The sequence below is a fragment of the Streptomyces sp. NRRL F-525 genome (assembly GCF_000716605.1).
GTDB lineage: Bacteria > Actinomycetota > Actinomycetes > Streptomycetales > Streptomycetaceae > Streptomyces.
Window position 1 is genome coordinate 25,251 of sequence record NZ_JNXE01000036.1, and the last position, 17,644, is coordinate 42,894.

Annotated in this window: 19 protein-coding genes; 9 read left to right on the top strand and 10 right to left on the bottom strand. The window is 70.8% G+C overall.

Features of this window, described 5'->3' with window-relative positions:
* Positions 1-10: 10 nt before the first annotated feature.
* Together OO69_RS37015 and OO69_RS37020 are read right to left on the bottom strand one after the other, a co-directional pair.
* The gene (locus tag OO69_RS37015; RefSeq protein WP_033285306.1) at positions 11-199 is read right to left on the bottom strand and encodes a DUF397 domain-containing protein; all 189 of its coding nucleotides are present in this window, start codon (positions 197-199) and stop codon (positions 11-13) included.
* Positions 200-201: 2 nt separating this feature from the next.
* Positions 202-984, bottom strand: coding sequence for a helix-turn-helix domain-containing protein (locus OO69_RS37020; RefSeq protein ID WP_234444633.1), 783 nt, complete (start codon positions 982-984; stop codon positions 202-204).
* Here OO69_RS37020 and OO69_RS53210 point away from each other — a divergent pair.
* From OO69_RS53210 to OO69_RS37030, 3 genes are all read left to right on the top strand, one after another.
* A complete protein-coding gene (locus tag OO69_RS53210) occupies positions 917-1,072 on the top strand; it encodes a hypothetical protein (RefSeq protein WP_234444634.1) in 156 nt (51 codons plus the stop codon). The genes OO69_RS37020 and OO69_RS53210 overlap by 68 nt on opposite strands.
* Positions 1,073-1,253: 181 nt before the next feature.
* Positions 1,254-1,694 (top strand): ATP-binding protein, encoded by a 441-nt coding sequence (locus tag OO69_RS37025; protein WP_033285308.1) that lies wholly within the window; start codon positions 1,254-1,256, stop codon positions 1,692-1,694.
* 80 nt (positions 1,695-1,774) lie between these two features.
* Positions 1,775-2,692, top strand: a complete 918-nt coding sequence (locus OO69_RS37030) for a hypothetical protein (RefSeq protein ID WP_033285309.1) — start codon at positions 1,775-1,777, stop codon at positions 2,690-2,692.
* A gap of 42 nt (positions 2,693-2,734) precedes the next feature.
* On the opposite strand, the gene OO69_RS37035 is transcribed toward OO69_RS37030, so the two are convergent.
* The 3 genes from OO69_RS37035 to aspS all read right to left on the bottom strand — a co-directional run bounded on the left by OO69_RS37035 (position 2,735) and on the right by aspS (position 6,177).
* Positions 2,735-3,106 (bottom strand): hypothetical protein, encoded by a 372-nt coding sequence (locus tag OO69_RS37035; RefSeq protein ID WP_051801485.1) that lies wholly within the window; start codon positions 3,104-3,106, stop codon positions 2,735-2,737.
* A gap of 189 nt (positions 3,107-3,295) precedes the next feature.
* On the bottom strand, positions 3,296-4,291 hold the full coding sequence (locus tag OO69_RS37040) for an intradiol ring-cleavage dioxygenase (RefSeq protein ID WP_078652735.1): 996 nt from the start codon (positions 4,289-4,291) through the stop codon (positions 3,296-3,298).
* Positions 4,292-4,413: 122 nt separating this feature from the next.
* The gene (gene aspS, locus OO69_RS37045; protein ID WP_033285311.1) at positions 4,414-6,177 is read right to left on the bottom strand and encodes an aspartate--tRNA ligase; all 1,764 of its coding nucleotides are present in this window, start codon (positions 6,175-6,177) and stop codon (positions 4,414-4,416) included.
* A gap of 165 nt (positions 6,178-6,342) precedes the next feature.
* Between aspS and OO69_RS37050 the strand changes: the two genes are divergently transcribed.
* Complete coding sequence (locus tag OO69_RS37050; protein ID WP_033285312.1) at positions 6,343-8,523, top strand: SpoIIE family protein phosphatase; 2,181 nt, start codon at positions 6,343-6,345, stop codon at positions 8,521-8,523.
* On the opposite strand, the gene OO69_RS37055 is transcribed toward OO69_RS37050, so the two are convergent.
* Positions 8,457-9,539, bottom strand: a complete 1,083-nt coding sequence (locus tag OO69_RS37055; protein WP_033285313.1) for an AI-2E family transporter — start codon at positions 9,537-9,539, stop codon at positions 8,457-8,459. The two genes, OO69_RS37050 and OO69_RS37055, sit on opposite strands and share 67 nt — an antisense overlap.
* A 118-nt stretch (positions 9,540-9,657) precedes the next feature.
* Here OO69_RS37055 and OO69_RS37060 point away from each other — a divergent pair, with 118 nt between their 5' ends.
* Positions 9,658-9,894, top strand: a complete 237-nt coding sequence (locus tag OO69_RS37060) for a hypothetical protein (RefSeq protein ID WP_033285314.1) — start codon at positions 9,658-9,660, stop codon at positions 9,892-9,894.
* A gap of 67 nt (positions 9,895-9,961) precedes the next feature.
* On the opposite strand, the gene OO69_RS37065 is transcribed toward OO69_RS37060, so the two are convergent.
* Complete coding sequence (locus tag OO69_RS37065; protein ID WP_033285315.1) at positions 9,962-10,729, bottom strand: AraC family transcriptional regulator; 768 nt, start codon at positions 10,727-10,729, stop codon at positions 9,962-9,964.
* A 120-nt stretch (positions 10,730-10,849) separates the two neighbouring features.
* Between OO69_RS37065 and OO69_RS37070 the strand changes: the two genes are divergently transcribed.
* Positions 10,850-12,004, top strand: a complete 1,155-nt coding sequence (locus tag OO69_RS37070) for an MFS transporter (protein ID WP_033285316.1) — start codon at positions 10,850-10,852, stop codon at positions 12,002-12,004.
* Positions 12,005-12,045: 41 nt separating this feature from the next.
* Here the strand turns inward: OO69_RS37070 and OO69_RS37075 are convergent, their stop codons facing one another.
* Positions 12,046-12,408 (bottom strand): nuclear transport factor 2 family protein, encoded by a 363-nt coding sequence (locus tag OO69_RS37075; protein ID WP_033285317.1) that lies wholly within the window; start codon positions 12,406-12,408, stop codon positions 12,046-12,048.
* A 334-nt stretch (positions 12,409-12,742) separates the two neighbouring features.
* On the opposite strand from OO69_RS37075, the gene OO69_RS37080 reads away from it, so the two are divergent.
* Positions 12,743-13,522, top strand: coding sequence for an SDR family NAD(P)-dependent oxidoreductase (locus OO69_RS37080; protein WP_033285318.1), 780 nt, complete (start codon positions 12,743-12,745; stop codon positions 13,520-13,522).
* 52 nt (positions 13,523-13,574) lie between these two features.
* A complete protein-coding gene (locus OO69_RS37085; RefSeq protein WP_033285319.1) occupies positions 13,575-14,465 on the top strand; it encodes an aldo/keto reductase in 891 nt (296 codons plus the stop codon).
* A 29-nt stretch (positions 14,466-14,494) separates the two neighbouring features.
* Here the strand turns inward: OO69_RS37085 and OO69_RS37090 are convergent, their stop codons facing one another.
* Together OO69_RS37090 and OO69_RS37095 are read right to left on the bottom strand one after the other, a co-directional pair.
* Positions 14,495-14,935 (bottom strand): VOC family protein, encoded by a 441-nt coding sequence (locus OO69_RS37090; protein WP_033285320.1) that lies wholly within the window; start codon positions 14,933-14,935, stop codon positions 14,495-14,497.
* A gap of 92 nt (positions 14,936-15,027) precedes the next feature.
* Entirely contained in the window at positions 15,028-15,417 is a 390-nt protein-coding gene (locus OO69_RS37095; protein ID WP_033285385.1) for an ArsR/SmtB family transcription factor, read from the bottom strand.
* A gap of 95 nt (positions 15,418-15,512) precedes the next feature.
* Between OO69_RS37095 and OO69_RS37100 the strand changes: the two genes are divergently transcribed.
* Entirely contained in the window at positions 15,513-17,504 is a 1,992-nt protein-coding gene (locus tag OO69_RS37100; RefSeq protein ID WP_033285321.1) for a heavy metal translocating P-type ATPase, read from the top strand.
* Positions 17,505-17,644 lie beyond the last annotated feature (140 nt).

Consider the following 17,644-nt stretch of genomic DNA (forward strand, 5'->3'; position numbering starts at 1 on the left):
AGGTACTGCTTCAGGTTGAGGCTGTGTGCTGCCCGTGTAGGTGGTGGAGGAGTCCGGCGAGCGCGGTACAGGTGACGGAGAGTATTCGGGCGGGGTCGTCGCTCTCGCGGAGGAGCAACTCACCTTCAGAGGAAGCCACTTCCACACAGTTGGCCCCGTCGCTTCCGCTGGAGAAGGTCGACTTCTGCCACTGGATCACGTCTACAGCTCCTTCGCCAGACGATGGAGGTAGTCCCTGGACCGGGCCGGTTCGAGGGACACCGCTTCCACTTTACGAAAGAGCGTTCGCAGGGACAGGAGTTGAGCCGGTGCATCGATGAAGGCGGTCCCCTGGGGGGTGTCTCGTTGAGCCGTGTCCAGCGCGGACACTCGACCGCCTGCGTACAGGAGCTCCGCACTCGCGCCCGCGAAGCCGTCCACGTCAAACGGAATCACCCGTACGGTGACGCCTGGAGCGTCAGACCGTTCCAACACGGCATCAAGCTGAGCCCGCGCCACACGCCGGTTCGCGACGCGGGTTCGCAGCACTGGCTCGTGCAATACCGCCGTGTACGGGGCCGCCCCCAGGTCTGCCTGTCGCCGCATCCGGTGCTCGACCCTCAACTCCAGCTCACTTTCTGGTAGTTCAGGTCGCCAGTAGGCAAATACGGCACGCGCGTAGTCCTCGATCTGCAGCAGTCCCGGCACGTGAGCCGTGGCGATCTCGTGCAGGAACGTCGCATGGTGCTGCAACTCCGCCAAATCGAGGAACATGGGCGGGAGGCCGTCCCGGTACTCCTCCCACCATCCACCGGCACGCTCCGTCGCCATCTCCACCAGCGCATCGATCAACTGGGTGTCTGAGCAGGTGTATTGAGCCGCGATCCGCCGCAACCGTGCCTCACTGACACCGGCGACCCCCGACTCGATCTGGCTCATGGTCACCGAGATGGTGCCCAGCGACTCCGCCGCCTGGCGCGCCGTCAGACCAGCCGCCTCACGCAGCCTGCGCAACTCCCGCCCCAGCCGCCGCTGTCGGGCTGTCGGCTGCTTCCGTGGCACCTACGCCTCCCGCTTCCACCACATCGGGTGACCAGGTTACGACAACAGGTTGCGCCGTACTAACTTTATTCTCTACCGTCAGTGACGCGACGCACACCCTGCGGAACCCCGGGACCCCGGAAGCGCACCGCCCCGCCATGCCATGCCATGCCGGCCGCGACAAGCCACCGCCCGCCGACCCGCAACCCCCCCTCCCTGACCAGGAGTCACCCATGCCCGAACCCGAAGAACCGGCCGCTCAAGCCACCCAGGCCGCCCCCTGGGAGTACACCCTCACCATCCCCCACGACCTCCGCGCGGTCACCGTCTGCCGCCGCACCCTCCGCCTGATCCTCACGATGCACGGACTGATCGGCCTCGTCGACACCGCCGAACTCCTCGCGACGGAGCTGGTCTCCAACGCCGTACGCCACACGCAAGGCCCCGTCATCCTGCGGGTCTCCTGGAAACCCGGCACCCTCCGCATCGGCGCCTGGGACGCGAACCCCGAACCCCCTGAACCCCCAAGGGAGTTGGCCAAGCACCTCGACCTGGAGGAGGGCCGGGGTCTGGGCCTGGTCAAGGCCTGCGCCGACCTCTGGGGCTGGCAGCCGCTGTCCAGGAACGGCAGCAAGGGCAAGTACGTCTGGTGCGAACTGACCACGGCTGCCTGAACGTTCACTCGCCCCTCGAAAGAGTGAACCCCTCCCGATCGGCCGCACAACCCGGTCCTTGATCCACCTAGGTTGCGCACATGGTCACATCAACCCACGAGGCGACCCACCGGCTCTTCCAGGAACATCCGGAGGCCCTCACGCTCGTCTTCGAGTCGCTGGGCATCCCGCCGCCCGCGAAGTCGGACTTCGGCTCGATCACGCCCGACGCCACCGAAATCCGGCCCCTGGAACGCCGCGTGGACACGGTGCTCAAGTTCGAACCGGCCATGGGAGAGAGCTTCCTGCTCGCCATCGAGTCCCAGACCAAGAAGGACCCGGACAAGGCGAAGAGCTGGGCCTACTACGTGGCGCACCTCAGCGCGAAGTACGACATGCCGGTGCTGCTGGTTGCCGTCTGCCGGGACCGGTCGACGGCGAAGTGGGCAGCAGGCCCCTTCGAGTGCGCTGTCGGCCCGTGGTCGACCCAGGTCACGCGCCCGTTCGTACTGGGACCGGGCACCGTCCCGGTGATCAACGACGAGTCGACGGTGACTCAGCAGCCGGCCCTGGCGGTCCTCTCGGCCATCCTCCATAGCGACGACCGGCGAGCGCCCGCCATACTGGAGACGCTGGCCCGCGGACTCCAGTCATTCGACCCGGACACCACGGCGTACTGGTTCGAAGTAACGGAAGTCGGCTTGGAGAACACTCCGGCCAAGGAGAAATGGAGAGAGCTGATGTCGAACGTCATCACCCACTTCCCGGGCCACGGAACGATCTACGAGGAGAAGTACCTGGAGGGCAAGACCGAGGATCGCGCCTCGCTGATCCTGCGCGTACTGGAGAAGCACGGCATCGACGTCCCCGACGACATCCGGGAACGCATCACCTCTTGCTCCGACCTCGACACCCTCACCCTCTGGTTCGACCGTTCCCTGACCGCCTCCACGGCGGAGGACCTGTTCGTCGAGAGCCCCGAGGCATCTCAGCCCCAATCCCGCACCGACCAGCCCTGACGCCTCAAGGCTGTACGCGGGACACCGCCGTAGCTGAATCTCCTACGCCGCTACCGCCACCCCCAGCGCCGCCCGCGCCGTAGCGATATGGCCAAGGCCCTCCTTGGCCACCCGCGTCGCCTCGGCGTACTCCTCCGCCGTGTGGGCCGCGGACAGCTGGGCGCCCGCCGCGCGGTGGCACTCCGCCGCATCCGTCAGCGCCCGGGTCGCCGTCTCGCCGGCGCCCGCCCAGATCCGCGCCTCGGGCACCGACAGGCTCGCGCCGAGGCGGAGTACCCAGCCGCTGGCCTCGACCTCCGCGTCCAGGTCCGACAGGTCGGAGTCGCCGCGGGCCCGGCGCGAGCGGCGCTGTGCGACGACGGCGAACGCCGCCCCGGCTATCAACAGCAGTGCGAGCAGTACGGCGTATCCCATCGCTTCCTCCAGGCCTTCACATGGTCACGGGCCGGGCGGATCCGGCCCCGTACGTCCATGACACGCCCTGCCTCTGTGCAGGCACATCGATATTCCTGTGTGTCCGCTGCGAGGTTTCCATGGCGGTGAGCCGGAAGGGGTGCGGGAGACGTGGGAGACGTACGGGGTCGGGATGAGGCCTTGCCTCCGTCAGCTCGCTGAAGCCGACGGTGACGCCGACGCGCTCGGTCCCCCCGGTCCGCCCGGCCCCCCGCCGCCCTCCCCGTCGTTCGTCTCGTCCGGCGCCACCCCCAGCGTCAGCCGCGCCCGTACGCCCCGGCCGATGTGCCGCCGGTCGTACTGGAGGTACAGCAGGCCGCCCGCGTGGCCGTTCTGGGGGTAGATGCCGTCCTCCGTCAGCGTCGTGCGGGTCGCCGTGTTCGAGACGTACGGTTCCAGGACCGAGGTCGCGATGACCGACTTCTCGTCGAAGAACAGCTGGCCCGTGTGGCAGGTGTGGCCGCCCTCGTAGCCCGCGTCGGTCCACTCGCCGTCGACGTGGACCTTGACGTGGATGTGGACGCAGCGGCCCTGGTACCAGCCGGGGAAGACCGTCCTGAACGTCACCTTGCCGTGGCGGTCCGTGTGCCAGGTGCCGCGCAGGAAGCGGTCGTCGTCGGTCGGTTCCTGGTGGCCTCCGCCGCCACCGGGCGGGCCGCCCGTGGGGGTGCCGGTCGGGGTGCCGGAGGGCGGTGCGCCCGTGGGGGCCGGGCCGCCGCCACCGCCGGTCGACTCGTAGCCCGAGTAGACGCCCGTGGCGTTGCAGTGCCAGATGTCGATGGCCGCGTTGCGCAGCGGTCTGCAGGTGTCCGCGTCGATCACCTTGAGGTCGAGGGTGAGCGGGATGCCCTCCTGGTCCTCCGTGACGTCGCGGCGGATCTTGTCGGCGTCGATGTAGTACGGGCCCTCGACCAGTTCCGAGGTGAGCGTGTAGCAGGTGTCATCGGTCGAGGTCGCTGCCGCGGCCGCCGGGGTGGCCTCCTGCGCGGAGGCGTTCGCCGACAGCACGCCGCCTACGCCGACCGCCGTCACCGCCGCGCCACCGGCCACCAGGACCGTGCGGCGGGCCAACTGGCCTGCGGGTTCCGGGACTTCGGAAGCCGTGGGGGGTTGAGAATCCGTGGGGGGTACTCGGGAATCCGTCATGCCGGGGACGCTAGGGGCGCCCGACATGACATGAACATGAGAATGCGCTGTGAATCCTGTGGGCAAGCGAAAGGGCTCGAAACCGATGCCGGTTCCGAGCCCCAACTCCCGCCGGATGTCGATTACTTCGGCTGCGGCTTCCGCACCGACAGGTGCAGCTCGCGCAGCCGCGTCTCGTCCAGCTCCGTCGGCGCGCCCATCATCAGGTCCTGCGCGTTGCCGTTGAGCGGGAACGCGATCGTCTCGCGGATGTTCGGCTCCTCCGCGAGCAGCATGACGATGCGGTCGACGCCGGGGGCGATCCCGCCGTGCGGCGGGGCGCCGAAGCGGAACGCGCGCAGCATGCCCGCGAACTGCTCCTCGACGGTGTCACGGTCGTAGCCCGCGATCTCGAAGGCCTTGAGCATGATGTCGGGCTCGTGGTTCCGGATCGCGCCGGAGGACAGCTCCACGCCGTTGCAGACGATGTCGTACTGCCAGCCCAGGATGTCCAGCGGGTCCTGGGTCTCCAGGGCCTCCAGACCGCCCTGCGGCATCGAGAACGGGTTGTGCGAGAAGTCGATCTTCCCGGTCTCCTCGTCCTTCTCGTACATCGGGAAGTCGACGATCCAGCAGAAGCGGAAGACGCCTTCCTCGAAGTGACCGGCGCGCTTGGCGGCCTCGACGCGGACCGCGCCCATGATCTTCGAGACCTCGTCGAACTCGCCCGCGCCGAAGAACACGGCGTGGCCGGGGGCCAGCGACAGGCGCTTCGTCAGCTCCGCGATGTTCTCCTCCGTGAGGAACTTCGCGATCGGGCCCGTCAGCGAGCCGTCCTCGGTCACGCGGACCCAGGCCAGGCCCTTCGCGCCGAGGGTGACCGCGAAGTCGCCGAGCTGGTCGAAGAACTTGCGGGACTGAGCCGCCACGTCCGGCACCGGCAGCGCGCGGACGTGCTTGCCGGCGAACGCCTTGAACTCCGAGCCCTCGAACACGTCCGTGATGTCGGTGAGTTCGAGCTTGGCGCGCAGGTCCGGCTTGTCGGAGCCGTACTTCACCATCGACTCGCGGAACGGGATGCGCGGGAAGGGGGAGGTGACCGGCTGGCCGCCGCCGAACTCCTCGAACAGCTCCGTCATCAGCTTCTCGATCGGCTGGAAGACGTCTTCCTGCTCCACGAAGCTCATCTCGACGTCGAGCTGGTAGAACTCGCCCGGCGAGCGGTCCGCGCGGGCGTCCTCGTCCCGGAAGCAGGGCGCGATCTGGAAGTAGCGGTCGAAGCCGGAGATCATCAGCAGCTGCTTGAACTGCTGCGGCGCCTGCGGAAGGGCGTAGAACTTGCCCGGGTTGAGGCGGGACGGGACCACGAAGTCGCGTGCGCCCTCGGGGGAGGTCGCGGACAGGATCGGGGTGGCCATCTCGTTGAAGCCGAGGGCGACCATCTTCGAGCGGATCGAGGCGATCACGGAGGACCGCAGCATGATGTTGCGGTGCATGCGCTCGCGGCGCAGGTCCAGGAAGCGGTACTCCAGGCGCCGCTCCTCGTTGACCCCGTCCTCGGTGTTGATCGTGAAGGGGAGCGGGGCGGCCGCGCCGAGCAGCTCGACCTCGCCGACCTCGACCTCGATCTCGCCGGTCGGCAGATCCGGGTTCACGTTGTCCGTGCCGCGGGAGACGACCTTGCCGTCGACGCGGACCGTCGACTCCTTGGTCACCTTGTCGAGGGCCTCGTACGCGGGCGTGCCGGGGCGGGCGACGAGCTGCGTGATGCCGTAGTGATCGCGCAGATCGATGAAGAGGATGCCGCCCAGGTCTCGGCGATTGTGCAGCCAGCCGCTCAGCCGGACGTCGGTGCCGACGTCAGAGGCGCGGAGCTCGCCGCAGGTGTGGGACCTGTACCGATGCATCGTCGTTCATCCAGCCTTCGCGGATCGGGGAGTGTTTCACGTGAAACGTCCGGGGCCGGAGCCCGGACGTCCCAAGGGTACCGGCCACCCATGGAGTGCCTCCCCACCATTAACGCAAGGCTCCCTCGGTGGCAGGTTTCGATCTCCTCTTCTTACAGTGGGGCAATGCGCACTGGTGAGCCCCTGCCCGCCGTGGGGGAGGTACTCGCCGCCCTCGCGACCGGTCTGTGGCATTGGGACACCGCCTCGGAGCTGGTCACGGTGGACGCCGAGGCCGCACGGCTGCTCGGGCTGCCCCCCGAACAGACCACCCTCACGGAGGCCCAGACCCGGGCCCGACTCCACCCCGTGGACTGGAACGAGATCACGGGGGTCGTCGGGCTGGCCGTCGCCGAGGGCACCCTCGCCGAGGTCCGCATCCGGATCATGGACGAGCGGGGCCGGGTCATCCGCGTCGTCCGCAGCCGCTCCAAGCCGTCCTACAACCCCGAGAAACGGTCGTACGAGCTGATCGGCACCCTCCAGGAGGTCGCCGAGCCCACGCCGGGCACCCCGGCCGGGCGGACGGCGGTCACCGGTGACTGGCGGCGCTCGCGGGAGGCGTTCCTGCTGGACGCGGGCCGGGCGCTGGCGGAGGCGCGGTCCACGGCGGAGGTGCTGCGGGTCGCGGCGGGCCTGTCGATGCCGGGCTTCTCACCGGACGGCCTCGCGGTGTTCGGCGTATCGGGCGACCGGCTGACGATCGTCGGCCATCACGGGCATCAGCCGGGCGACGAGGACCCGTTCTCGCACATGTCGATGGTGACGGACTACCCGGCCGCCGAGGTCGTCCGGACGGGCCGTGCCGTCTATCTGTCCACGCCCGAGCAGTACAAGGAGCGCTACCCGGTCACCTGGCCGCTCGCCCAGCACTTCCACCGGCAGTCCTGGGCGTTCCTGCCGCTGACCGTGGCCGGGCGGACGATGGGCGCCTGGATGGCCGCCTTCACCTACCCGGTCGCCTTCACGCCCGACGAACGGTCCGTCCTCACCACGGTCGCCCGCATGCTCGCCCAGGCCCTCTCCCGCGCCGGTGTCGCCGAGTCCGAGCGCGAGCTGACCGACGGCCTCCAGCGCTCGATGCTGCCCACGCTGGGCCCGGAGATCCCCGGCATGAGCGTCGCCGCCCGCTACATACCGACCGGGGGCGGGCTGCAGGTCGGCGGCGACTGGTACGACATGATTCCGCTGCCTGGGGGCACCCCCTCTGGGGGAGGCAGGATCGCGCTGGTCATCGGTGACGTACAGGGCCATGACGTGCGGGCCGCCGGGCTGATGGGCCAGCTCCGCATCGCCCTGCGCGCCTACGCCTCCGAGGGCCACCGCCCGGACGCCGTCCTCTCCCGCGCCTCCCGCTTCCTGCACGGCATCACCAACGGCGACGCGGAGAAGGCCGACCCGCGGTTCGCGACCTGCCTGTACGTCGAGGCCGACCCGGCGACCGGGGTCCTGGAGATCGCCCGCGCCGGTCATCCCGACCCGGCGATACGCATGGCGGACGGCACGGTGCTGATGCGGCCCACGGCGGGCGGACTGCCGCTCGGCATCGACCCGGACGCCGACTACCCGACGACCACGCTCGCGCTGGAGCCCGGCGAGACCATGCTGATGTGCACCGACGGGCTGATCGAGACCGGCGGCCACGACCTGGAGACGGGGTGGCAGCGCATCCGGACCATCCTGGAGGAGCACAAGGGCGACCTGGAGGAACTCGCCGACGCGCTCGTCCAGGCCGTCCACGGTCCCTCCTCGCACCACACCACCGGCCCGCTCGCGGACCGCCGCGAGGACGACATCGCCGTACTCCTGCTGTCCCGCGAGGGCGAGGCCTGCGGCTGCGGCGACACGACGACCGTCCCGCCGAAGATCCGCCGTACGGTGCTCACCGTCGCGCAGGCCGAGCCCGAGCGGATCGCGGTGGCCCGGCAGCAGCTGCGCGAACTCCTCCACGACTGGACCGGAGCCGACCAGGTCGACTCGGCGGTCCTGCTCGTCTCCGAGATGCTCACCAACGTCCTCGTCCACACCGACGCCGACGCCCTGCTGACGGCGGAGGTGACCGGTGACACGGGTGAGCGGCGGATGCGGGTCGAGGTCACGGACGCCGGCGACGACCTCCCGCACAAGCGGCACCCCGGTGAACTGGCGTCCTCCGGGCGGGGGTTGCTCCTCATCGAACTCCTCGCCGAGACCTGGGGCGTCGACCCGAGGGGCGAGGGCAAGAGCATCTGGTTCGAGCTCTACGAGTCCGACGGCGACGGGGCCAGTCCCGGTGAAGCCCCGGAGTTCGGGTCCTGGGACGCGTAGCGCTCCCGCAGTTCGTGGACGACCCCGAAGGCGGCCGCGGTCAGCGGCACCGCGAGCAGCATGCCGAGGATTCCGGCCACGGACGCGCCCGCGGTGATCGCGATCATCACCACCGCCGGGTGCATCTGCACGGTCCGGCTCTGGATCATCGGCTGGAGGACGTGTCCCTCGAGGACCTGCACGGCCAGGACGACCCCGAGGGCCCACAGCGCGATCACGAAACCCCGGTCGGCGAGCGCGACCAGCACGGCGACGGCGCCGGAGAGGAAGGCGCCGAGGTAGGGGATGTAGGCCCCGACGAAGACGAGCGCGGCCAGGCCGAACGCCCCCGGCACGTCCAGGACGAGCAGCCCGACGCCGATGCAGAGGGCGTCGATGAGGGCGATGACGGTGGTCCCCCGCATGAATCCCTCGACGCCCTCGAAGGCACGGCGGGCCATGGCCTCGACGAGGTCGGCGTTGTCGTGGGGCGCGAGGGAGCGCAGCAGCCCGGCGGCCCGGTCGGAGTCCCGCAGGAAGAAGAAGACGAGGAGCAGCGCCAGGACGGCCATGGCGATGGTCTCGCCGACGACGCTGACCCCGCTGATGACGTTGGACGCGGCCGTCCCGCCGAACTTGGTGAGCAGTTCCTTGGCGTTGGAGGCGAGGTCGTCCACCGAGGTGCCGGCGGCGCCGAAGTGGTCGGCGAGGGAGTTGCCCGCGTCCTTGAGCGAGGACACGATCTGGTCGCCGGTGTCGATCAGCGCAGCCACCACGATATACACGGCCCCGCCGACCACGGCGACGACCGCGACACAGGTGATCATCGCGGCCACGGACCGGTTCACGTGCGCCTTCACCAGCCGCCGGTACAGCGGCCCGAGCAACGCGGTCCCGAGCAGCGCGAGCAGCACGGGCGTCACCGCGGTCTTCAGCTCGGCGCAGAGCCGGATCCCGACGTAGCCGACCCCTGACACGAGCAGCAGGACGACGCACCAGGCGGCGAGCCGTCGTACGGGAACGGGGAGGAGCTGCACGGTCCCACCGGATCACGCATCGGGCGGCCGGGCCCGGCGGGGCGGGCCGCCCGGGTGACGGGGGGTCAGGGCGGGTGACCAGCCGTATCCGCGGGCTCCGGCCCGTCGTTGCCGGTGCATGAAGAAGATCATGATGCTGGCCATGCTGCCCGCCGCCGCCCTGGCTCTCGCCGCTCCCGCCGCGCACGCCGACAACGACTCGAACTTCGGGCCCGGCGTGAACGCCGCGAACAACTGGAACTTCAGCGCCGCGTCCGTGTGTTTCCAGGAACTCGCTGCGGTGCCGGTGGGCGGCGCGTGGGCGGGCGACACCGTGAACAACTGCGTGAACGGCAACGTCCTGGACCCCTCCTGACGGGACAGGCCGACAGCCCTCCCCCCACCGTGGACCCCGGCGGATCGTTCGCCGGGGTCCACGGCCGTCATTCCCCCCGCGGTCGGTCCGTGCCCGCGCGGTAGGTGCCGGGGGTGACGCCGACCGTCTGGGCGAAGGTCTGGACGAAGGCGCTGGTCGTCGCCCAGCCGCACGCGTGGGCGGTGTCGGTGACCGTGGCGCCCTCGGCGAGCATGACCATCGCGGTGAAGACGCGGACGCGGGTGCGCCACTGGGGGAAGGTCAGGCCGAACTCGTCGCGGTAGAGGCGGGAGAGGGTGCGCTCGCTGGTGTGCACGCGGGCGGCGAGCTGGGCGAGGGTGCGGGGCTCGTGCAGGTCCTCCTCGACGAGGCGGCAGGCGTCGGCCAGCCGTCGGTCGCGGGCCGCGGGCAGGGCGACGGGCTCGGTCGTCACGCGGCGCAGCCGGTCGCGCAGCACGGTTTCGATGTGCCGGGTCTCGGTCTGGGTGAGGGTGGTGCCGGCGAGCGCGATGAGCAGTTCGCGCGTCAGGCTGTCGACGGCGATGACCGTGGGGCGTTCGGCGTCGAGCAGGGGCGCCCTGCCGTGGGCGGGGAAGCCGATGGTGTGGAAGCGGCTCCGGCCGTGGAAGCGGTGTTCGTGCCAGGTGTTCGCCGGGATCCACACGGCGCGGTCGTCGGAGGCGATCCAGGAGCCGTGTTCCGTGGTGATCGCGAGGACGCCCGAGCTGACGTAGATCAGCTGGTGGTCGTCGTGGCGGTGCCGGGCGATGGTCTCGCCGCCGCCGAGGAACCGGGTGGTGGTCGGCGCGACGGGCTCATGGCGGGTCTGCGACATGGATAGGCAGAATACGGGAAGCACGCCCGGGGTGTTCCCGCCCATCGTGGACGTGTGACAACCATCCAGGACACAACCACTTCCCGTGAGGCGGGTGGTCCGCCCGGGCACTGGCGCCGGATGCGGATCTGGGCGAGCGCCCACGCCGTCGACGACTTCTACCAGGGCCTCGTACCGGCCGCGGTCCCCTACTTCGTGCTGCAACGCGACTTCAGTTACGTCCAGGCTTCGGGGCTGGCACTCGCGGCGACGCTCGGCAGCGCGTTGCCGCAGGTGCCGATCGGGCTGCTCGCCGACCGGTTCCGGCTGCGCTGGATGTCGCCGCTGGGGGTCAGCCTGGCGGGGATCGGGGCGGGCCTGTCCGGGCTGACGCCCTCCTACCCGCTGGTCTTCGCCCTGCTGCTGACGGCGGGCGTCGGCATCGCGATGTTCCATCCGCCCGCGGGGCGCGACGCCCGCCGCGCCGCCGGGGGCAGTGCCACCGCGATGAGCTACTTCGCCGCGGGCGGCAGCGTGGGCTTCTTCGTCGCCCCGGCCCTGGTCACACCGGCCCTGGACACCCTCGGGATGAGCGCGACGGCTCTCTTCATCCCGCCCGCCGTCCTCATGGGCTTCGTCCTGTTCCGCCACCACAACCGCACATCCGCCACGGCGGCCAAGGCGGTCCGACGCCAGGGCAGGGACCGGCCGGGCCGGTTCGCGGCGCTGACCGCCGTCGAGATCGTACGGTCCACCATCTCGACCGGGCTGAACACCTTCATCTCGCTGTACTGGATCCGCCACCTGGACGCGAGCAGCGGCCTCGGCGGTCTCGCCCTGACCCTCGAACTCGGCGGTGGTGTCGCCGGCACCCTGCTCGGCGGGCGGCTGGCGGACCGCATCGGCATGGTGCGCACCGTACAGATCGGCAACGCGGCGATGCTGCCCGCCCTCTGGCTCATGCTGATCTGCGACGACAAGTACGCCGCGCTGCCCCTCGCGCTGCTGGTCGGCCTGATCTCGAACATCCCGTTCGCCGTCCTCATCAAGCTTGGCCAGGACTACCTCCCCAGCCGCCCCGGCACCGCCGCCGGCGTCACCCTCGGCCTCGCGATGAGCGCCGGCGGGCTGTTCATGCCGCTCCTGGGCCTCATCGCGACGCACTACGGTCCCCGGGGCGCCCTCGCGGTACTCGCCACGGTGCCGGTGCTCGCGATGCTGCTCTCCGCGTTCCTGCGCGAGCCGGTCGAGGAGGAACCGGTGGCCGCCGAGGACGTGCCTCTCCCTGCGCCCTGAGCGGCTGGATCCAGGGGTCTAGCGCGTGAGCATGCGGCGCTTCACTGCTGAGGGGCGTCGATGAGGACGTACACGCTCTTCAGGACGCCGTCCTGGACGGTGATGACGTCCCGCCCGGTGGCCACGGGTGCGCCGCCGGCCGGCCCCAGGGTCCAGGAGTACGTCGACAGGTCCTGAACGGTCTGAATGGGGCCGTCCAGTTCGAGCCGCGTCCCGGGCAGGGCGGCCTGCAGTGCGTCGATGGCCTTCTCGGCCCCCTCGTAACCGTGGTTCACGGCGTCCGCCTCGGCGACGAGCACGTCGTCCGAGTACGTGGCGGCGATCGAGCGGCTCCGCTCCTCACCGGCAGGGGAGTTCCAGATGGTCAGGTGCTCGGCGACGATGTCAGCGATGGGCTTGGTCATGGACATCCCTCGATCAGAACCACCGATATGAGACGTTCACGACTTTAACGGCGGGTCAACCGCGGCGGCAATCGAGCGCACGCGCCGCACCCGCCCCCATCCGCAGACCCGCGACGTGCCGTCACCGCCGTGCGAAAGGGGGTCTGCCGGACCCCCGGACCAGATGGGTCTCCCGCCCCCGCCACCTGCGGTGTTTGACTCGACGAGAAGCAGCCGATCCCCGGCGGACCGCACCAGGACAGACGGTCCGGCCAGGCGGAACGGTGTCTGCTGGAGCGGTGTCCGCGAGCGACGTGACGGGCACCGGGTCGACCACTCACGTGAGGACAACACCATGGCAGCGAGGACCGACACGATTTTCGACGGCGCGTACGCGCTCGTCACGGGAGGCGGCAGCGGAATCGGCCGCGCCGCCGCAATAGCGCTCGCCGCGCAGGGCTGCACCGTCACGGTGGCCGGCCGCACCGCCGCGACCCTCAAGGAGACCGTCGGGCTCATCACCGACGCGGGTGGCACCGCCCGGTACGCCGTCGCCGACGTCCACGACGAGGACACCGTGGAGCGGGCGGTCAAGGCCGCCGCGTCACCCGAGGGGCAACTCCACGTCGCCGTCAACAGCGCCGGCGTCGACGGCGGCAACAATGCCTCCGCGCTGGCCGACTACCCCGTCGAGACCCTTGACCTGATGCTCGCGACCAACGTGCGCGGGATGTTCTTCTCCCTGAAGCACGAACTGGCCCGCATGGTGCCGTACTCCACCGGCGCCATCGTGAACATCTCCTCGGGCGCCGGGCTGGTCGGCGTCGGCGGATACGCGGGCTACGTCGCCTCCAAGCACGCCGAGATCGGCCTGACCAGGAGCGCCGCGCTCGACTACGCCGGCGCGGGCATCCGCGTCAACGCCGTGTGCCCCGGCCTGGTCGACACCCCGCTCGTCGCCGGCATGGTCGACGAGAACCCCGCCCTGCACGCCGAACTGGCGGCCGCCCACCCGCTCGGCCGGATCGCGGAGCCGGAGGAGATCGCCGACGCCGTGGTGTGGCTGTGCTCGGAGCGGTCCAGCTATGTCACCGGCATCGCGCTCCCCGTCGACGGCGGCTACACGGCCCGCTGAACCTCCCGACCACCTCCTTGAGGTCCGTAGAAACGAAAGGCTGGAGAGAACCATGAGCGCAAGCACATCAGGCGCGGCGAACGCCGAGGTCAGCATCGGTGGGCGCCCTCCGGTGAACCGCATCGGCTACGGCGCGATGCAGTTGACCGGCAAGCAGGTCTGGGGCGAGTACCCGGACCGCGAGGGCGGCATCGCCCTGCTGCGGCAGGCGGTGGACTCCGGCGTCGGCTTCATCGACACCGCCGACGTGTACGGCCCGCACACCAACGAGACCCTGGTCCACGACGCGCTCCACCCCTACCCGGACCACCTGGTGATCGCGACCAAGGGCGGCTTCGTGCGCGGCGGCTTCGACTACTCGACCCTGGACGCGGTGGGCAACCGCAACTACCTGCGGCAGAGCGCCCACTTGAGCGCCCGGCGCCTGGGCGTGGAGCAGATCGACCTGTACTACCTGCACAGCGGCCGGGCCACCGACGCCCCCTTCGAGGAGCAGGTCGCCACGCTCGCCGAACTCCGCGACGAGGGCGTGATCGGCAGTATCGGCCTGTCCAACGTCACCGTCGAACAGTTCGAGGCCGCCCGCGCCATCGTCGACATCGCCGCCGTGACGGCGCACTACAACATCGCCGTACGCACCGGGGCGGGCCTGCTGAAGGCCGCCGAGGACCACGGCGCGGTGTTCTCGCCCTGGCACCCGGTCACCCTGAACGAGACCGGCCAGGGCGATCGCATCCGCGAGGTCCTGGAACCCATCGCCCGCCGCTACGGCGCCACCGTCCAGCAGACCGCCCTGGCCTGGCACCTGCACCACTCACCGGCGGCCCTGCCGATCCCCGGCACCACCAGCCCCGCCCACCTCCAGGAGAACCTCGCCGCCGGGTCGATCCACCTGACCCCCGAAGAGGTCGCGGCGATCGACGCCCTGACCCCCGACGCCTGAGCGACCCCGCCGGCCACGGTCGCCGACCGTCAGCCCAGTTGCTCGGCCAGTCCGACGATGATGCCCTCCGGCCCGCGGACGTAGCAGAGCAGATAGCTGTCCTCGAACTCGGCGATCCCGCCGACGAGTTCGGCACCGTGCGGGCGCAGTCGGGCGACCGTGTCCTCGATGTCGTCGACGGCGAACATCACGCGGTGCGTCCCCAGGATGTTGTGCGGCCGGTCGCGAGGCCCGCCGCTGACCGCCTCGGGGCTGCGGTACTTCGCCAGCTCCAGCCGACTGTGACCGTCCGGCGTCCGCACCATCGCGATGTCGCACCGGACACCGTCGAGCCCGGTGCACCGGTCGGCGACCGGCCCCTCGACCTGCGCCCTGCCCTCCAGTTCCATCCCGAGCTCCACGAAGAACGCGACGGCGGCGTCCAGGTCGTCGACGACGATGCCCACGTTGTCCATCCGCTGAATCGCCATGGCGATCGCTCCTTCTTCCCCGTACGGCCGCTGATGTCCCTGGGACGGAGCGGGGCGCACGTTCTCGACATCCGCACGGGCGCCGACGGCGCTCACCGCCGGGCTGTGGTGGGAGCCGCTTCGGCGGCGGGGGCGTCGCGCAGACCGAGCCGCAGGTGCTCGACGTGGAAGAGGGCCTGCTCCAGCAGCTCGGCGACGTGGTTGTCGTAGAGGGCGTAGACGATGGAGCGGCCCCGGCGCTCTCCGGTGACGAGCCCGAGGTTGCGCAGCAGGCGGAGTTGGTGGGAGCAGGCGGAGGCTTCCATTCCCACCGCGTCGGCCAGGTCGCCGACCGCGCAGGGGCCTTCCTGGAGGCGGGCCAGGATGTACAGCCGCGAAGGGGTGGCCAGGGCCTGGAGGGTGGCGGCGACATCGGTGGCCCCCGCCGCGTCCAGGCGCTCGCGAGGGGTGGCGTGGTGCTTGTCGTCGGCTCCGTGACCCATGGCGTCCATCCTACTGACCACATGTGAAGACCTGTTCAGATGTTCCTGTACGGTGGACGCATCGCCGCCTCCCACCCCGAAAGGGCTGTTTTGTCATGCCTTCCGACCTGATCCAACGGCCCGAACGGACGGCCCCGGCCGTCTCGCGCACGGCGCCGAGAAGGCGTACCCGGGTGTTGGCCCTGGCCGAGGCGCGCTGGGCCACCGCGGCACTGGTGCTCTTCCTCGTCGCGCTGCCGTTCCAGCTGACCGGCGCGCCCGCCTGGTCGTGGGGCCCGCTGTACGCCGCCGCCTACGTCACCGGCGGGTGGGAACCGGCGTGGGCGGGACTGACGGCGCTGCGGGAGAAGACCCTGGACGTGGACCTGTTGATGATCGTGGCCGCGATCGGCGCGGCCTCGATCGGCCAGGTGATGGACGGGGCCCTGCTGATCGTCATCTTCGCCACCTCCGGCGCTCTGGAGGCCCTGGCCACCGCCCGCACCCAGGACGCGGTGCGCGGTCTGCTCGACCTCGCGCCCGCCACGGCCACCCGGCTCGACGTCGACGGGAGCGGGTCGACGGTGCCGACCGGGGATCTGGTGGTCGGTGACACCGTCCTGGTCCGCCCCGGCGAGCGGGTCGGCGCGGACGGGAGGGTGCTGACCGGGGCGAGCGAGGTGGACCAGGCCACGATCACCGGGGAGCCGCTGCCGGTCGCGAAGGAGGCCGGGGACGAGGTCTTCGCGGGCACCCTCAACGGCACGGGCGCCCTGCGGATCAGGGTCGAACGGGACGCCTCGGACTCGGTGATCGCCCGGATCGTGGCCATGGTCGAGGAGGCCTCCGAGACCAAGGCGCCCACCCAGTTGTTCATCGAGAAGGTCGAGCAGCGCTACAGCCTGGGCATGGTCGCCGCGACCCTGGCGGTCTTCCTGGTCCCCCTCGCGTCCGGCGCGGACCTGACCGGCTCGCTGCTGCGGGCGATGACCTTCATGATCGTGGCCTCGCCGTGCGCGGTGGTCCTGGCGACGATGCCGCCGCTGCTCTCCGCGATCGCCAACGCCGGGCGGCACGGCGTCCTGGTGAAGTCCGCCGTGGTCATGGAGCGCCTCGGGCAGGTCGACGCGGTCGCCCTGGACAAGACCGGCACCCTGACCGAGGGCACCCCCCGCGTCACCGACATCCGCCCCCTGGACGGCTCCGGGCTGACCGAGTACGCCCTGTTGGCGTTGGCGGCCGCCGCCGAGCACCCCAGCGAACACCCCCTCGCCCGCGCCGTCGTCGACGCGGCCCACACCCGCGGCCTGCGCATCGCCGGTATGCGCGACTTCGCCTCCACGCCCGGTGTCGGTGTCCGTGCCACCGTCGACGGCCACACGATCGCGGTCGGCGCACCCGCCCGCCTCCTCTACGGCGACGACGACACCGACACGGTCCGCGCCGCCAAGTTCGCGGCCGACCTGGAGGACGGCGGACGCACGGCGGTCCTGGTCCTGCGCGACAGCGTCCCCGTCGGAGTGCTGGGCATCGCCGACCGGCTGCGCCCCGAAGCCGCCGCGACCGTCGCCGCCCTGACCACCCTGACCGGCGGCACCCCGATGCTGCTGACGGGCGACAACCCACGCGCCGCCGCCCGCCTGGCCGCCGAGGTCGGCATCACCGGCGACGAGGTCCACGCGGGCCTGCTGCCTCAGGACAAGGTCGAAGCGGTACGGCGCCTGGAGGCCCGGGGCCGCAAGGTGCTGGTCATCGGTGACGGCGTCAACGACGCCCCCGCCCTGGCCGCCGCCCACAGCGGTATCGCCATGGGCCGCGCGGGCTCCGACCTCGCCCTGGAGACCGCCGACGCCGTCATCGTCCGCGACGAACTCGCCACCGTCCCCAAGGTCATCGCCCTCTCACGCGCGGCCCGCCGCCTGGTCATACAGAACCTGGCCATCGCCGCGGTGTTCATCTCCGGCCTGGTCGTCTGGGACCTGGCCGGCCACCTGCCGCTGCCCCTCGGCGTCCTCGGCCACGAAGGCTCGACCGTCATCGTCGGCCTCAACGGACTGCGCCTGCTGCGCGACACCGCCTGGACCCGCGCCGTACAGAACACACAATGAGCCACCCCGACCAGCGGCGAAGAACCGACCTCGGCAGGTGAAGCCCCTGCCCGTCGCTGTACGTGCTCTTGCCCCACACAAAGCCGCAGGGGGCGGGGGCGTTACCCATCTGGCGTGCCCCTCCATGATCGAGTGGATCA

What these genes read in the sequence shown, in the direction of transcription:
- OO69_RS53210 (WP_234444634.1), top strand. Translation starts at nt 917, where the DNA reads ATGGTCACCGAGATGGTGCCCAGCGACTCCGCCGCCTGGCGCGCCGTC.
- OO69_RS37025 (WP_033285308.1), top strand. Translation starts at nt 1,254, where the DNA reads ATGCCCGAACCCGAAGAACCGGCCGCTCAAGCCACCCAGGCCGCCCCC.
- OO69_RS37030 (WP_033285309.1), top strand. Translation starts at nt 1,775, where the DNA reads ATGGTCACATCAACCCACGAGGCGACCCACCGGCTCTTCCAGGAACAT.
- OO69_RS37035 (WP_051801485.1), bottom strand. Translation starts at nt 3,106, where the DNA reads ATGGGATACGCCGTACTGCTCGCACTGCTGTTGATAGCCGGGGCGGCG.
- OO69_RS37040 (WP_078652735.1), bottom strand. Translation starts at nt 4,291, where the DNA reads ATGACGGATTCCCGAGTACCCCCCACGGATTCTCAACCCCCCACGGCT.
- aspS (WP_033285311.1), bottom strand. Translation starts at nt 6,177, where the DNA reads ATGCATCGGTACAGGTCCCACACCTGCGGCGAGCTCCGCGCCTCTGAC.
- OO69_RS37050 (WP_033285312.1), top strand. Translation starts at nt 6,343, where the DNA reads ATGCGCACTGGTGAGCCCCTGCCCGCCGTGGGGGAGGTACTCGCCGCC.
- OO69_RS37060 (WP_033285314.1), top strand. Translation starts at nt 9,658, where the DNA reads ATGAAGAAGATCATGATGCTGGCCATGCTGCCCGCCGCCGCCCTGGCT.
- OO69_RS37065 (WP_033285315.1), bottom strand. Translation starts at nt 10,729, where the DNA reads ATGTCGCAGACCCGCCATGAGCCCGTCGCGCCGACCACCACCCGGTTC.
- OO69_RS37070 (WP_033285316.1), top strand. Translation starts at nt 10,850, where the DNA reads ATGCGGATCTGGGCGAGCGCCCACGCCGTCGACGACTTCTACCAGGGC.
- OO69_RS37075 (WP_033285317.1), bottom strand. Translation starts at nt 12,408, where the DNA reads ATGACCAAGCCCATCGCTGACATCGTCGCCGAGCACCTGACCATCTGG.
- OO69_RS37080 (WP_033285318.1), top strand. Translation starts at nt 12,743, where the DNA reads ATGGCAGCGAGGACCGACACGATTTTCGACGGCGCGTACGCGCTCGTC.
- OO69_RS37085 (WP_033285319.1), top strand. Translation starts at nt 13,575, where the DNA reads ATGAGCGCAAGCACATCAGGCGCGGCGAACGCCGAGGTCAGCATCGGT.
- OO69_RS37090 (WP_033285320.1), bottom strand. Translation starts at nt 14,935, where the DNA reads ATGGCGATTCAGCGGATGGACAACGTGGGCATCGTCGTCGACGACCTG.
- OO69_RS37095 (WP_033285385.1), bottom strand. Translation starts at nt 15,417, where the DNA reads ATGGGTCACGGAGCCGACGACAAGCACCACGCCACCCCTCGCGAGCGC.
- OO69_RS37100 (WP_033285321.1), top strand. Translation starts at nt 15,513, where the DNA reads ATGCCTTCCGACCTGATCCAACGGCCCGAACGGACGGCCCCGGCCGTC.